15 protein-coding genes and 1 tRNA gene are annotated in these 14,506 nt (G+C 72.4%); 12 read left to right on the top strand and 4 right to left on the bottom strand.

Annotated features, from left to right (window positions below; all coding sequences use genetic code 11):
• The first annotated feature begins 67 nt into the window (after positions 1–67).
• From ACTJK8_RS06620 to ACTJK8_RS06595, 6 genes are all read left to right on the top strand, one after another.
• On the top strand, positions 68–1,693 hold the full coding sequence (locus ACTJK8_RS06620; protein ID WP_440761725.1) for a heme biosynthesis protein HemY: 1,626 nt from the start codon (positions 68–70) through the stop codon (positions 1,691–1,693).
• Between the two features lie 226 nt (positions 1,694–1,919).
• Positions 1,920–2,354, top strand: coding sequence for an NUDIX hydrolase (locus ACTJK8_RS06615; RefSeq protein ID WP_012319048.1), 435 nt, complete (start codon positions 1,920–1,922; stop codon positions 2,352–2,354).
• 103 nt (positions 2,355–2,457) lie between these two features.
• Positions 2,458–2,532 (top strand) — tRNA-Thr (locus ACTJK8_RS06610).
• A 123-nt stretch (positions 2,533–2,655) separates the two neighbouring features.
• Complete coding sequence (locus ACTJK8_RS06605) at positions 2,656–2,937, top strand: hypothetical protein (RefSeq protein ID WP_012319049.1); 282 nt, start codon at positions 2,656–2,658, stop codon at positions 2,935–2,937.
• 421 nt (positions 2,938–3,358) lie between these two features.
• Positions 3,359–4,216 carry a manganese catalase family protein gene (locus ACTJK8_RS06600; RefSeq protein ID WP_116656016.1) on the top strand — a complete coding sequence of 286 codons (858 nt, stop codon included), beginning with the start codon at positions 3,359–3,361 and terminating at the stop codon, positions 4,214–4,216.
• A 92-nt stretch (positions 4,217–4,308) separates the two neighbouring features.
• Positions 4,309–4,641: a metal-sensitive transcriptional regulator gene (locus tag ACTJK8_RS06595; protein WP_234742004.1), complete on the top strand. Its 333-nt coding sequence runs from the start codon at positions 4,309–4,311 to the stop codon at positions 4,639–4,641.
• A gap of 37 nt (positions 4,642–4,678) precedes the next feature.
• Here ACTJK8_RS06595 and ACTJK8_RS06590 read toward each other — a convergent pair whose 3' ends face one another.
• On the bottom strand, positions 4,679–4,924 hold the full coding sequence (locus ACTJK8_RS06590) for a hypothetical protein (protein ID WP_012319052.1): 246 nt from the start codon (positions 4,922–4,924) through the stop codon (positions 4,679–4,681).
• A gap of 299 nt (positions 4,925–5,223) precedes the next feature.
• On the opposite strand from ACTJK8_RS06590, the gene ACTJK8_RS06585 reads away from it, so the two are divergent.
• Positions 5,224–5,973, top strand: coding sequence for a sigma-70 family RNA polymerase sigma factor (locus tag ACTJK8_RS06585; protein ID WP_440761724.1), 750 nt, complete (start codon positions 5,224–5,226; stop codon positions 5,971–5,973).
• An 87-nt stretch (positions 5,974–6,060) separates the two neighbouring features.
• On the top strand, positions 6,061–6,441 hold the full coding sequence (locus tag ACTJK8_RS06580; protein WP_029360805.1) for a cell envelope integrity protein TolA: 381 nt from the start codon (positions 6,061–6,063) through the stop codon (positions 6,439–6,441).
• A 20-nt stretch (positions 6,442–6,461) separates the two neighbouring features.
• On the opposite strand, the gene ACTJK8_RS06575 is transcribed toward ACTJK8_RS06580, so the two are convergent.
• The gene (locus ACTJK8_RS06575; protein ID WP_234742006.1) at positions 6,462–6,617 is read right to left on the bottom strand and encodes a hypothetical protein; all 156 of its coding nucleotides are present in this window, start codon (positions 6,615–6,617) and stop codon (positions 6,462–6,464) included.
• Between the two features lie 444 nt (positions 6,618–7,061).
• Between ACTJK8_RS06575 and ACTJK8_RS06570 the strand changes: the two genes are divergently transcribed.
• Complete coding sequence (locus ACTJK8_RS06570) at positions 7,062–7,283, top strand: hypothetical protein (RefSeq protein WP_012319056.1); 222 nt, start codon at positions 7,062–7,064, stop codon at positions 7,281–7,283.
• An 84-nt stretch (positions 7,284–7,367) separates the two neighbouring features.
• On the opposite strand, the gene ACTJK8_RS06565 is transcribed toward ACTJK8_RS06570, so the two are convergent.
• Both ACTJK8_RS06565 and ACTJK8_RS06560 read right to left on the bottom strand, forming a co-directional pair.
• Positions 7,368–7,955, bottom strand: coding sequence for a TadE/TadG family type IV pilus assembly protein (locus tag ACTJK8_RS06565; RefSeq protein ID WP_043073658.1), 588 nt, complete (start codon positions 7,953–7,955; stop codon positions 7,368–7,370).
• Complete coding sequence (locus ACTJK8_RS06560) at positions 7,949–8,575, bottom strand: TadE/TadG family type IV pilus assembly protein (RefSeq protein ID WP_234742008.1); 627 nt, start codon at positions 8,573–8,575, stop codon at positions 7,949–7,951. Before ACTJK8_RS06560 ends, ACTJK8_RS06565 begins: the two co-directional genes overlap by 7 nt.
• Positions 8,576–8,979: 404 nt before the next feature.
• Here ACTJK8_RS06560 and ACTJK8_RS06555 point away from each other — a divergent pair, with 404 nt between their 5' ends.
• From ACTJK8_RS06555 to ACTJK8_RS06545, 3 genes are all read left to right on the top strand, one after another.
• On the top strand, positions 8,980–10,371 hold the full coding sequence (locus ACTJK8_RS06555) for a TadE/TadG family type IV pilus assembly protein (protein WP_012319059.1): 1,392 nt from the start codon (positions 8,980–8,982) through the stop codon (positions 10,369–10,371).
• Between the two features lie 53 nt (positions 10,372–10,424).
• Positions 10,425–11,462 (top strand): HD domain-containing phosphohydrolase, encoded by a 1,038-nt coding sequence (locus ACTJK8_RS06550; protein ID WP_127991109.1) that lies wholly within the window; start codon positions 10,425–10,427, stop codon positions 11,460–11,462.
• Between the two features lie 78 nt (positions 11,463–11,540).
• Entirely contained in the window at positions 11,541–14,270 is a 2,730-nt protein-coding gene (locus tag ACTJK8_RS06545) for an ATP-binding protein (protein ID WP_440761723.1), read from the top strand.
• The last annotated feature ends 236 nt before the right edge of the window (positions 14,271–14,506 follow it).

The raw sequence follows: 14,506 nt of genomic DNA, 5'->3' as shown, positions 1-14,506 counted from the left end.
AGGCGCCCCGCTCCTCCCGCACCCCGCGACGGCCGCCAGCCGGCCGCCGACAGGAGATACTGACCCCATGTGGCGCGCCCTCGCCTTCCTGGCCCTGCTCGCACTCGCCGCCTTCGGGGCGGTCTGGATCGCCGACAGGCCCGGCACCGTCACCGTCGTCTGGAACGGCTACCAGATCGGCACCAGCCTCGCGGTCGCCCTCGTCGGCGTGATCGCCGCGGCGATCGTCCTGGGCCTGCTCTGGGCGATCGTGCGCGGCGTCATCGGCCTGCCCGAGGCCCTGGTCCGCGGCTCGGCCGAGCGGCGCCGGGCCAAGGGCCTCTCGGCCCTCTCCCGCGGCATGGTGGCGGTGGGCTCCGGCGATCCCCTGGCGGCCCGCCGCTACGCGGGCGACGCCGAGCGGCTCCTCGGCACCGAGCCGCTGACCCTGCTGCTCAAGGCGCAGGCGGCGCAGATCTCCGGCGACCGGGACGCGGCCGAGAGCGCCTTCCAGCGCATGGTCGACGATCCCGAGACCCGGGTCCTGGGCCTGCGCGGCCTGTTCGTGGAGGCCCGGCGCCGCGAGGACGAGACGGCCGCCCGCGCCTACGCCACCGAGGCCGCCCGCCTCGCCCCGAGCGTCACCTGGGCCAACGAGGCCCTGCTGGAGGCGCAGAGCGCCGACGGCGACTGGGCGGCGGCCCTGGAGACGATCGAGCGCCGCTCGTCCCTCGGACTGATCGACAAGGCCGCGGCCCGGCGCCAGCGGGCGGTGCTCCTCACCGCGATCGCCGGCGAGCGCGAGGCCGGCGAGCCGGAACTCGCCACGGAGCGGGTCCTGCAGGCGGTCAAGCTCGCCCCCGACCTCGTGCCGGCGGCCTGCATTGCCGGACGCCTGCTCGCCCGCCGCGGCGACGTCAAGAAGGCCGCCCGGATCGTCGAGGCGGCCTGGAAGGCCAATCCTCACCCCGACCTCGCCAAGGTCTATCTGGGCCTGCGGCCCGGCGACTCGGTCCGCGACCGCCTCGCCCGCGCCGAGGTCCTGGCGAAGCTGTCGGTCTGGGACCCTGAGTCCCGTCTCGCCCTCGGCCAGGCCGCCCTCGACGCGCGGGACTACAAGCGGGCCCGGGAGGCCGTGAAGCCCCTGCTCTCCGACCGTCCGACCGCCCGGGCCTGCCTGATGATGGCGGCCATCGAGGAGGCCGAGCACGGGGCCGCCTCCGGTCAGGCCCGCGAGTGGCTGGCCAGGGCCGCCCGCGCCCCGCGCGACCGCGTGTGGATCGCCGACGGCATCGCCACCGATACCTGGGCGCCGGTCTCGCCGGTGACCGGGCGTCTCGACGCCTTCGCGTGGCGCGAGCCGCCGAACACGCTCGGTGCCGCGCCCGCGGTGGAGCCGGAGGCGGACGCCGCCGGTCCGGCGCTCGTGCCGGCGGCCCCGAACGCCGCGGCGCCGGTCGCCAAACCGGCCCCCGCGTCGAAGTCCCCCACGGCCACGACGTCGCCCCCGGCCGTCCCCACCGTCTCGGCCTCGGTCGCGTCGGCGGCGTCGACCTCCGCCGGCCCAGTCCCGGCCGCGCCGATCCCGACCGTCCTTCCGGCGAAGGCGGGCGCGCCGAAGGCGGCCGGCGCCGACCCGGTCTCGGCCGGGATGGCGGCCGCGGCGCTGCCGCCCTCCGGCTCGGCCGAGCGCGCAGTCCGCCGGATCGGCTGACCGGTCGCGGCGCGCTCCGGCCATCCGGACGCGGGATGACAGGAGCGCCGCGGGGTCACGGTCACGCCGCGGCGCTCGACTATTGCAAGTTGAATGAGCCGACTCGCCGTGTAGCTTGTCGTGAGTCGTCGACCGAGGATCCGATCATCCCCCAGCCCGCTCACAGCCCGCGCGCGCCGTCGATCCGGCCGGATCGGGGCCGCGTCCCGCGTCGCGCGGTGCGGCCGTGACCGTCCTCGACGAGGACGGCGAGCCGCGCCGGCAGGTCGGAGCCCTTCCGTTCCGGCACGGGCGGGACGGCAAGACCAAGATCCTGCTGGTGACCTCGCGGGAGAGCCGCCGCTGGGTCATCCCGAAGGGGTGGCCGATGAAGGGCCGCAAGCCGTTCGAGGCGGCCGCGCGCGAGGCCTACGAGGAGGCCGGCCTGCGCGGTGCGGTCGGCAAGCGCCCGATCGGGCTGTACCTCTACCAGAAGCGCCTGAGGAACCTCGACACCGTCCTCTGCCAGGTGAAGGTGTTCCCCCTGGAGGTGCGCAAGCAGCTCAAGCATTTCCCCGAGGCGCGCCAGCGCGAGCTGCGCTGGTTCACCCCGTCGGACGCCGCCGAGGCGGTGTCCGAGCCCGGCCTCGCGGCCCTGATCCGGGCCGCATCGCGCACCTAAAACGGCGGGAACGCGCAACGCGGCGTTGCCAACGCGGCGGCGATCCGTTATGGCCCCACTCGGCCGGACGGACACGCCCCCCGCGGGGGCGCCCCGGTCACCTGCTGCGGTAGCTCAGTGGTAGAGCACTTCATTGGTAATGAAGAGGTCGAGAGTTCAATCCTCTCTCGCAGCACCAGAAACCTTCCCGATCTCGCAATCAGTCCGGACGATGCTAAGGGTTCCCTAGCGGAGCCTGTCGCGGACTGAGGATCGCGGCGGCGGCCCGGCCGACACCATCCGCTGAAGGGGACGCGCGGACGTGAACTCGACAGCCCTGTTCACCATGCTGGGCCTCGTCATCGGCTGGGCGGTCCTGGCCGGCGCGGCCCTGATCACCGGGCGGATCGCCACCTTCGCGTTCCTGATCCTGACGCTGATCGCCCTCTACCTCTACGTGCCGTGGGTGCGGCTCCGGGCGAGCGGGATCGACGGGTCCAGCCGGCCGGTCCGGTTCTGGACCAACGTCGCCATGCTGGCGGTCAGCCTCGCCGCCTGCCTCGCCTTCGGGATGATGCTCGCCCGGCGCACCGGGCTCCTGTAGGCGCCCCGACCGCCGCGCGGTCCGCGTTCGCGCGGCCGGCGATCCACGCTCCCGAGTGAGCTGCCCCCGCCGCACCAGGGCGTCCCCACGCATCGGGCCGCGCGGCCAGAGAGAGCGGCCGGCGATCCGGTCATGCGCGGCGCCCCCTCAACATGGATGAGGCGCCCTTAACATACATTGTGTAATACGGGCCGATTAAGCGTGGCCTTGATCGCGGATTTTCGTGCCAATAGCCTGGCTTGGCGCGATAAAACGAGTTCGGTCAAATATTGATCGTTATAAAATTCGCGAAAGATCGAACCGTGGTCCCGAAGCCGGGTTGGACAGGGTGCGAGGCTCGATGCTCCCACGGAGTACCGGGCCGACGGCCGATCGTGCGGTGGGCTTGAGCACGCCGTGCCTCTCGCGAGGGACAGACATCATGTACTATCACGACAAGCGGCTTCAGTACCCGGTCAGGGTCGACAGTCCCGACCCGGTCTACGCCCGCATGCTCCAGCAGGCGATCGGCGGCATCGAGGGTGAGATCCGGGTCGCCTTCCAGTACTTCTTCCAGGCCTGGGGGAACCGCGCCCCGACGACCAAGTACCGCGACATGCTGCTCAATACGGCCACCGAGGAGATCGGCCATATCGAGATGCTCGCGACCGCGGTGGCGCTGAACCTCGAGAACGCCCCCACCAAGGTCCAGGAGGCCGGGGCGGCCGACGTGATCGTCGGTGCCGTGATGGGCGGCGAGAACCCGCGCCACATCGCCGAGGGCATGCTGCACAAGACGCTGCTCTCCACCGGCATGGCCGCCTTCCCGGGCAATTCCGACGGCCAATCCTTCGACATGAGCCACATCTACGCCAGCGGCAACATCGCGGCCGACATGTACTGCAACGTCGCTGCCGAGAGCACAGGCCGCGTCCTCGCGGTGCGCCTCTACAACGCCACCAACGATGCCGGCATGCGCGACATGTGGAGCTTCCTCATCGCCCGCGACACGATGCACCAGCAGCAATGGCTGGCGGTGATCGAGGAACTCGGCGGCCACGCCGGCACGCTGCCGATCCCGAACTCCTTCCCGCAGGAGAAGGAGAACCAGAAGTTCAACTACAACTTCTTCTCGACGTCGGCGGACGGCTCGCCGCCGCCGGCCGGGCGCTGGACGCAGGGACCGTCGCTGGACGGCAAGGGCGAGTTCAGCGTCGTCCAGAACCAGCCGATGGGCGAGGAGCCGGTCCTCGGCCCGGCGCGGCCCGACAGCGGCGCCGAGGCTCAGCAGATCGGCTGAGCCGCCGGGCACCCGGCCGGTCCGCCGGCCGGGACGGCTCCATCCGAAGTCGCGGCGCCCCGGCGCGCCGCGACCCGCGCGGACGGGAACAGGTGGCTCGCAGAACCGTGACACGCGGCACGCTCGTCGATGGTCGTGTCTGCCTCGCCCGGACCGACGCGGAGCGCGCGCCGCTGGTCCGGCGGCTGGGGCGGATCGAGGGTCAGGTCCGGGGCCTGCGGGCGATGGTCGAGGCCGACCGGCACTGCCTCGACGAGATCCAGCAGATCCGGGCCGCCACCGCGGCCCTGCGCGAGGTCGGCCTCCTGATCATCGACCAGCACGTCGCCGCGGGGCTCCGCCTCGCGGCGCGCGATCCGGACCGGGAGGCGGTCATGGCGGACCTCCTCCGGGTTCTGCGGGCGGCCATGGCGGAGGCCGGATAGGCGTCGGGCCGCCGGCCCGCGCCTCCGGCGGTCGCGCTCAGTGCTTGGTCAGCGTCTCGACGACGGTGCCCGGCCCGATGCGCGCCGAGAAGCGGGCCAGCCGGCTGCGGCTCGGCTCCTCGAGACCGCCGGCATGCGCGAAGGTCGTCAGGGCGATGCCGACGAGGAACCGGGCCTCCTCCAGAGTCACGGCCCGGCCGCTCAGGGTGCTGGCCGCGCCCCGCACGGCCAGGACGGCCTCCTGGAAGGCGGGGTCGTCCTCGAGATCCGAGAGCCGGGTCATGGGCGCGATCCCGCGGTCCGCGGCGTCCCGCGCCCGACCGGGTCGGGATGGGCATTCGCAGCAGCGAGATCTCCGCGTGCGCTGCCGCAGATACGGCCGCGCGGCGAACAGTTTTCCGGTACGTATGACCTCATCGAACTCCCTCTTTCCGTCGGCATATCTGTCGCGATTGCCGCGGATCCCAGCATATATCGGCCCGAAGATGTGCCCGTCCGCTGATCTATGTTGCGGCGGATACGGCATAATCAGCGATTAATGGCACCACGCGATTTATCATACTCCTCAGGTGATCGGCTATCATGCTCGAACTCTCGCTCGACGCCGATACAATCGACGCGCAGGGCCCCCGGCTCCCCGACAGCGTGCAGTATCATCTCGGCCATCTGCTCGCGGCGACCTACGCGCAGGACAACGTCGAGCCGACCATCGCGGATCGCTTCGCCGAATTGCTGAGGCTGCTCGACGGCGCTTTCGGCCGGGCGCAGGACGGCCGCGAGAAGGCGTTCCAGGCCTCGCTCCTCGCGATGGTGCCGAACCTGCAGCGCTTCGCGCGCTCGCTCCTGCGCAGCCATGTCGGTGCCGACGACCTCCTCCAGAACACGCTTCTCCGGGCCTGGCGCTCGCGCGCCAGCTTCGCGCCGGGCACGAACCTGGAAGCGTGGCTGTTCACGATCATGCGCAACCAGTTCTACAACGAGCACCGCAAGCGCGGGCGCGAGGTGCAGGACGAGGACGGCGCGCAGGCGGAGCGGATGGTCTCGCTGCCCGAGCAGGGCGGCCACCTCGATCTGAACGACGTCCAAGCCGCCCTCGACCGCCTGGCGCCGCCGATGCGGCAGGCGCTCGTGCTCGTGGCGATCGAGAACCTCACCTACGAGGAGACCGCCGCCGTCATGCAGTGCCGGATCGGCACGGTGAAGAGCCGGGTCTGGCGGGCCCGGACGCAGCTCGCCGAGATGCTGGGCTATACCGGTCTCGAGGTCGGCAGCGACGACGTCATGCTGGCCGCCGCGGGGCCGAAGGGGCGGAAATCCACCGCTGTCTCGTGACGGCGACCGGCGGGAGGGGTCGCAAGGGACCCGCCTCTGCGCGTAGGGTCGATCCCCGATCCCGGGCTCGAGGAGCCGCCGTTGCCCATGTCGCCGCGCGCCGTGATCTCCGCTGCCGTCGTGTTCGGTCTGACCCTGTCGCCCGGGGCGGCCGGGGCGCGGACCGCCCCGGGACCCGCCGCGCGGGCCTGGCTCTCGGATCTCGTGACGCGGATCGATGCCGCGGACCGCGCCGGGACGCGGCCGGGTCCCGACCGGGGCCGCGGAACCGTCATCGTCCACGTGCAGATTGCCGCCGACGGGGCGGTGCAGGGCGCGGAGATCGAGGAGAGCTCGGGCTCGCCGAGACTCGACGAGCGCGCGCTCCGCGCCGTGCAGGGCATCAGCCCGGCGCCCGTGCCGCCGGCCGCACTCCTGGGTGAGGACGGGATCGTCGATCTCAGCATCCCGGTCGCGCTCGGCCGCTGAGCATGCCTCGGCCCGTCCGGTCAGCAATTCGGATCGGTGTCGACGCCGAGATAGGCCCCGACGAGATAGCCGGCCTGAAGGGCTGTGAGATAGGCGAAGAGCAGCAGGACCTTCTCGGTGTCGAGCTGTGCCCAGACGAAGATCCAGAGGGCCAGCCACGCGAGGGTGACCAGCATCGAGCTGGCCACCAGAACCGATGCCCGATACCGCCAGCCCTCCCATATGCCCACCGCGAAAAGCAGGGCCGCAACCAGCAACGAGCCGTCTCCTTCCGCGCGAATAGATAAACTTTTACGCGCTAAACCTCTGGCAGTTCACGGATTTTCGACTGCGTGCCCGACCTTCGAGGGTGAGATTTAATTTAGCATTAACTCGACGGGCCCCCCGGGCGGTTCGTCAGTGATCGGCGTCGCGCAGGCCCACTCTGCCCCACGCCGATCGGGCAGCCCGCACGCGAGCAGAAAGCGGGCCACCGGGGCGATGCGGCGGACCGGCGGCGGTCCTGGCATTGACACGATCGATAATGAGAATCGATCGCATCTGTTTGGATCATGATGCGCTGCAACGTAGATAACCCCTCGAAGCCGGGCACCACCCGGACAACGAGAGGACTTCAGACCATGACCGTTCGCACCATCGTTCTCGCCGCCCTCACCGCCGTCCCGATGATCGGCACTGCCCGGGCTGACGAGACCATCGCGCTCACCCCGCCGCTCTACCGCGAGCAGGCTCGTCCCACGGCCGCCGTGCGGCCGGCCTCCGAGCTGACCACGACGCCGCGCCTCGTCCCGGCGAGCCCGGCCTCGCGGCGGGTCGTCGCCACCGCGGTCTCGGCCCGCTGAGGCGGGGCGTGGCCGCGATCCGGCGCCACCGGGCGATCCGGTGGCGCCGGCCGCGGCGCCGGCCCGGCGCGAAGCGCCCGCCCGTCAGGCCGGGCAGGGTTTGCCCCCGGGCAGAACCACCTCGCTCTGCCCGTTGTAGATCTCGCCGCCGCGCACCGGCCAGATCTTCTTGTACCGGAAGGTCCACCGGGTCAGGTTCGAGAGGACCGGGAAGATCGGGTGGTAGGTCATCGTGACTTCCGACACGACGAAGCGGTCGCCGTTCCGGGTCATCCCGGCGGGCGGTGCGCCGAGCGAGGAGCCCGCCGTGCGGGCCTGTCCGTTGGACTCGGCGCTCGAGCAGACCTTGGTCGTCGCCGAGCTGCCGTCGCTGTAGGTGCCAGCCGCCGTCAGCACGATGCTCGCCCGGCTCACGTCGTAGGGGTTGGAGATCGCGCCCGTCGCGGCGAAGACCGGCTTGAGGTCGGCGTAGCTGCCGCGGGAAATCAGGTCGGCCATCGTGGCGGCCGCGTTGTCGAGCCGCTTCCCGATCATGTAGGCCCGGGGCAGCTCGATCGACCCCATGAGGATCAGCAGCAGGATCGGGGCGATCACGCTGAACTCGATCGCGCTGACGCCCTCCCGGTCGCCGATCAGGCGGATCAGGCAGGCGCGCGGACGGCCGCTCAGCACGGCTTGGGCTCGTAATCCTCGGCCCTGAAGATCTCGGTCGTGACCAGCAGTTGCGTCTTGTCGGCCATGATCCGGCCGGTGAAATCCAGCATCTGGAACAGCCGCATCACCGGCACGGCGACCCGGACCGTGACGGTGTCGCCGCCCTGCGGGCACTCGAACCGCTGGCCGAAGCCCGGCGTCCAGTTCTTCGTGGTCTTGTCGAACGGTTCCGCCGGCTGCGAGGTCGCGAACGAGGGTGTCCGCGAGACGTCGAGGCGCAGATCGGCGCAGGGGAACAGCGCCGAGGGGCCGGTGCAGACGATCTTCCGGAGGCGCTCACTCGGATCGCTGCCGTCGGAGCCGTCCTGGAAGGTGCCGGTGCGCAGCTGCCGGACGCTCCGGTCGACCGCGATGTCCAGCGTCTGCTGCTCGATGGCGATGACGCCGGCTTCCGCCACGACGCCCAGGAGCGCCAGGAACGGCGCGGCCAGGAGCGCGAACTCCACAGCTGAGGCGCCGGTCCGGTGACCGGCGAACCGCCGAACGCGCCGGGCGGTGCCCTCGGTCCCGCCGGGACGGCGGCCGGTCGCGACGCGCCGCAAGATGCCCATCATGCCGAACGAACTCTGCAGGTCCACGCCTGCCGCTGTCCGGACGCAGAGGCGCGGACGAAATAACCCTATGACGAGGCCGTTTAAAAACGGTTCAAATCTGAGTAGAAATTGCGTGTTCAGGAAGATTTTGCGGGCGCGACGCGTGATGAGGGGCCAGATTCGCCCTCAGGTTGTGTATTGTTGTATCCTCTCACGGTGCTGGTCCCGATGCGGCCAGTCGTCGGCGCGGCGGCGGGCCTTGGAGGGCAGCGTATAGACGTTGTTCACAGCTAAAGGGGCCTTACTCGAGCTCCGACAGCTTTCCGGGGCTCCGGCGCGACGGAATTTTAGGAGCTGGACTCTACGCCTGCCGGAGCGGTGGCCGGTGCCGCCGCAGCCGCCGATCCGGTCCCGCCCTGGGAGACGCGTCCATTTCCCCCTTCTGGAGAGTGCTCCGCGCGGGCTCGCGGGCCGTGACCGACCGGTCCGGCTCGGTCGCCCTGACCTTCGGCCTGAGCGCCGTTGTGCTGCTCGGCCTGACCGGGGGCGGCATCGATTACGCCCGCCTCGCCGCCCGGCGCAGCCAGCTTCAGAACGCCGCCGATGCCGGCGTCCTCGCGGCCGGCAACTACCTCAAGCTCGCCGTCGCGACCTCGGCGGCGGCCAAGAGCATCGTGGTCGACACGGTCCACGCCCAGGCGGCGCCGCGCCCCGAGAGCCCCTACGCCCTGCGGGTCGAGGTGGCGGACGACAAGACCAGCGTCGCCACGACGGTGGACGAGACCGTCAAGCTCGCGTTCGGCGGCTTCGTCGGCGTGCCCGCCGTCAAGGTCTCGGTCCGCTCGACGGTCCGCGTCGTGGGCAAGATGCGCCTCTGCCTGCTGACGCTGGACCCGCTCGCCGCCGGCGCGTTCGAGCTGGAGAAGAGCGCCGAGGTGACCGCCCAGGATTGCTCCCTCTACAGCAACTCGCAGAGCCCGCGCGGCATGGTCGGCAAGGACAGCGCCTATGCCCGGGCGCAGACGATCTGCACCGCCGGCGGCTTCGACGGCGCCCGCGCGAATTTCGCGCCGCCGCCGCAGACGGGCTGCCCGCCGATCCAGGACCCCCTGAAGGACCGGGCGGCGCCGCCGGTCGGCGCGTGCACGGCGATCCCGTCCTCGGCCAACAGCAAGCGCGACACCGGCGGCAACCTCGTCGACCAGAGCGCCACCCTCGAGCCGGGCACCTATTGCGGCGGCCTGCGCATCACCAAGAACGCCTCGGTGACGCTGCGCGCCGGCACCTACGTGATGAAGGACGGGCCGCTCATCGTCGACCAGAGCGCCGCCATGTCCGGCACCGACGTCGCCTTCTACTTCACCGGCAACAAGGGCGGTCTCCTCTTCGACAAGAAGACAACGGTCAGCCTGTCGGCGCCGACCACCGGCCCCATGGCCGGCCTGCTGATGATGGAGGAGCGCACGGTCAGCGATCCCGTCGATCCCGCGGCGATCCTCGCCGGCCTGGACCAGGCCGTCGCGCCGCTGCTGCCGTCGCCCCCGTCGCCCCCGTCGCCGACCCCGCCGCCGCTGGCCGCGACCAAGCCCATGCGGACCTACCGCATCATCAGCGACAACGCGCGGACCATGCTGGGGACGCTCTACCTGCCGGCCGGCCGCGTCGTGATCGACGCCGACAAGCCCGTCGCGGACCAGTCGGCCTACACGGTGATCGTGGCTCAGCAGGTCAACCTGTACCAGGGCCCGAACCTCTATCTGAACGCGAATTACGACGGGACCAGCGTGCCGGTGCCGAAGGGGGTCGGACCCCTCTCGGGCAAGCTGCTGCTGTCCCAGTAGGGAGGACGCGATGCGGATCCTGCGTCGACGACTCGTCGCCTGGGAGTGACACGGTGCTCGCGCTGATCCTCGACGATTCCGAGATGAACAACCTGCTGATCATGCAGGCGCTCAAGCCCGTGGCGGACTGCGAGCCGGTCGCCTTCACGTGCCCCGTGACGGCGCTCGACTTCCTGCGGGCGCATGTCGACCGGATCGGGGTCGTCGTCACCGACTACGACATGCCCGGCCTGACGGGCCTCGAGGTCATCGCAGCGGCGCGGGCGATCCCGGGCTTCGCGCACGTGCCGATCGTGATGGTGACGAGCCTCGACCAGCGCAGCCTGCGCCACGAGGCCCTCCGCGCCGGCGCCACCGACTTCCTCGGCAAGCCCTGCGATCCCGTGGAGATCCAGGCACGCATCACCAACCTGATGAAGATCAGCGCGGCCCACCGGCAGGAGCAGGACCGGGCCGCCTGGCTCGCCCGCGAGGTCGCGGCGGCGGTCGCCGTCATCGAGGCGCGGGAGCGCGAGATCATCGCCCTCCTGATGCGCGCCGCCGAGCACCGCGACACCGATACCGGCGACCACATCGCCCGGGTGGCCGGCTACGTGGGCGTCATCGCCCGGAACCTCGGTTTCAACCCGGAGGAGATCCGGATCCTGAAGCTCGCCTCCACGATGCACGATGTCGGCAAGATCGGCGTGCCCGACGCGATCCTGCTCAAGCCGGGACCGCTCTCGGCCGAGGAGCGCGCGGAGATGGAGAAGCACGCCGAGCGCGGCCGGCGGATCCTGGAGGGCAGCACCTCCGACGTCGTGCGGCTGGCCGCCGAGATCGCCGAGAGCCACCACGAGCGCTGGGACGGCACCGGCTACCCGAAGGGTCTGCGCGGCGAGGCGATCCCGCTCTCCGGGCGCATCGTGGCGGTGGCGGACGTGTTCGATGCCCTCGTGACCGAGCGGCCCTACAAGGCGGCCTGGCCGCTCGAGCGGGCGCGGGCCTTCGTGGCGGACCAGAGCGGCCGCCACTTCGATCCCCGCTGCGTCGAGGCGTTCCTCGCGGGCTGGGACGCGGTGACGCGGACCTGCCTGCGCGCCGCCGCCTGACACCATCCCCGTTCCCGTCCCCCCTTCCCCGCCCCTCCCCGCGTTCGGGCCCGACCGGGCCACCTCAAGGAGCAGAGCGTGCATCTCGCGTGGCTGAGGCCGAGGCGCTCCCTGGCGGGCCGGCTGGCTCTGGCGGTGACCGGCGCCGTCACGGCGGCGCTCGTCCTGGCGGCGGCGCTGTCGGTCTGGCGCGAGGTCGCCCGCTACGCCGCCGACAAGCAGGCGGCGCTGGAAGCCGTCGCGCAGGTCTTCGCGCATGGCGGCGCCCGGGCCACCGCCGCGGGCGACGCCGACGGCGCGGACGCGTCGCTGCGGGCGATCGGCAAGGTGCCGTCCATCGTCTACGGCGCGATCGAGCGGCTGGACGGGTCCGTCCTCGCCGAGCAGGGGATCGGCCTGCGCCTGACCCGGGACGCCGCCCAGGACGGCGCGGACCTGTCCCTCCTGCACCTGCTCGCCACCCGGAGCCTCCAGGCGACCGCGCCGATCGTGGAGAACGGGCTGCCCGTCGGCCGGGTCGTGCTGATCGGCGAGACCGACGACATCCTCGGCCACATCTGGGCGGCCGCGCAGAACGCCGCGCTGGCGGCGCTGCTCGCCGTCGCGATCGGCGTCGGCGTGTCGCTCTACCTGCAGCGCAGCGTCACGCGCCCGCTCGCCGCCCTCGCCCGCACCATGGAGGCGGCCCGCCTGCGCCACGACTACGCGCAGCGCGCGCCCGTGGGAGGCGACGACGAGGTCGGCGCGCTGGCGCGGACCTTCAACGATCTGCTGTCGGCGGTGAACGAGCGCGATCACCGCCTCGCCGCCCACAGCGCTCACCTCGAGGCCGAGGTCAGCGCCCGGACGGCCGACCTGAGCGAGGCCAAGCAGGTCGCCGACGCCGCCAACGCCGCCAAGTCGGCCTTCCTGGCCACGATGAGCCACGAGATCCGGACCCCGATGAACGGCGTGCTGGTCATGGCCGAGTTGCTGGCCGGGTCCGACCTGCCCGCGCGCCAGCGCCGCTACGCCGAGGTGATCGCCCGGTCCGGCCGGTCGCTGCTGGCGATCATCAACGACATCCTCGATTTCGCGAAGGTCGAGGCGGGCAAGCTCGAGCTCGAGCGCGTGCCCGTGAGCCCCGCCGAACTGGCCGACACCGCGGTGACGCTCTTCGCCGAGCGGGCCCGGACGGCCGGGCTCGACCTCGCGGCCGAGGTCGCGCCGGAGGTTCCGCGCGCGATCCTCGGCGACCCGGTCCGCCTCGGGCAGGTGCTGAGCAACTTCGTGTCGAACGCGCTGAAGTTCACCGAGGCCGGCCACGTCTCCGTCCGGATGGCGATCGATGCCGGCGACGGCTGCCTCGTCATCGCGGTCTCCGACACCGGGATCGGCATCCCGCAGGACAAGCTGGCCACGATCTTCTCGGCCTTCTCGCAGGCCGACCAGTCGACGACCCGGCGGTTCGGCGGCACCGGCCTCGGGCTCTCGATCGCCCAGCAGATCGTCGCCGCCATGGGCGGCACCGTGGCGGTGACGAGCCGCGTCGGCGCGGGCTCGACCTTCTCGGCGCGCATCCCCGTGACCGTCGCGGAGCCGGCCCGCCCGGTCCGGCGCCGCGAGGCGGTGCCGGCCGCGATCGTGCTGGACGCGGCCGGCCCCGCCACCCGCGCCGCCCTCGCGGCCGGCCTGGGCGCGGCCGGCTTCGCACCGGTCGCGCCGGTCGCGCCGGGGAGCGGCACCGCCGCCCACTGGATCGGCGACGCGGCCGCCCTCGTGGCGGCGGGCCGCCGGCCGGACCGGGCCGGGCGGGTGCTCGCCGTCGCGGGGCCGGGGGACGGCGCGGCCGACGCGGTGCTCAGCGCCGGCCTCGCCGACGCGGTGCTGCGCTGGCCGGTGACCCAGGCGGAGTGGCAACCCGTCCTGGCGGCGCTGGCCGCCGGGGACGCCCTCGCGGCGTCCGCGCCCTCGGCCGCGACAGCCGCCACGGCCGAGGCGCTCCCGCAATTCCCGGCCGCGCGGGTGCTCGTCGCCGACGACAGCGCGGTCAATTGCGAGGTCGCCCGCGAGGCGCTGGCCCGCTGCGGCGTGACCGACGTCGTGACCGTCGAGGACGGGGCCGCGGCCGTGGCGGCCGCCGCGGCGCGGCACTTCGACCTGATCCTGATGGACGGCAGCATGCCGGTCCTGGACGGCTTCGCGGCCGCGCGGCGGATCCGGCAGCGCGAGGCGACCGCCGGCGGGCGCGTTTCGATCGTCGCCCTCACGGCGCACGTCCTCGGCGAGGCCGCGGACGCCGCCGCGGCGGCCGGCATGGACGGGACGCTCCTGAAGCCCTTCACCCTGCGCCAGCTCGCCGACCTGCTGCAGGCGCAGGTGCCGGCGCTGCGCGGCGCGCCGGCGGACGCCCCCGCGCGAACCGGCACGCCCGAATCGGTCGGCCCGGTCGCCGCGCCGCCCGAGGCGGCCGACGACCTCCTCGACGCCGAGGTCCTGGACGGGCTGCTCGGCCTCGGGGACGGCGCCTTCCTCGACCGCGTCCTCGACCTGTACCGGGCCCAGGGTCCGGTGGCGCTCGCCCATCTCAGGGCGGCCCTCGCCGCCTCCGATCAGCCGGCCATCGCCCGGGCCGCGCACAGTCTCAAGTCGATGAGCGCGAATGTCGGCGCGCGCGCCCTCGTGGCGCGGCTGCGCGTCATCGAGGAGGCTGCCCGGAGCGCCGCCTGCGCCGAGCGGGCGGACGCGTGTGACGCCCTGGACAGGCTGTTCACCGCGACGATCCGCGGCCTCGAGGAGCGGACCCGGCCCCGGGCGGCGGCTGCCTAGGAGCGGCGCGGGCGCAGCCGAAGACCGCTGTCGCCGACAGCTTCGACACCCGGTCTGGCCGGCCCGATGCCTCGTTCAGGAAATGTATTCCCTCGGTAGACCGCGCGATTTCGCAGACCTGCCCTGCGATCCGGTATCTGGCATACCAGAGGGATCCGCCGTACGGTTCCGCTTCCTCCCAAGCACTCCCTCAGCCCGCCCGGTCCGCCGCGGCGGGCTTTTTCGTGGTGCCGGCC

The sequence above is a fragment of the Methylobacterium sp. 22177 genome (genome assembly GCF_052045615.1).
GTDB classification, from domain to species: domain Bacteria; phylum Pseudomonadota; class Alphaproteobacteria; order Rhizobiales; family Beijerinckiaceae; genus Methylobacterium; species Methylobacterium radiotolerans.
This window is presented reverse-complemented; position numbering and strand designations above follow the sequence as displayed.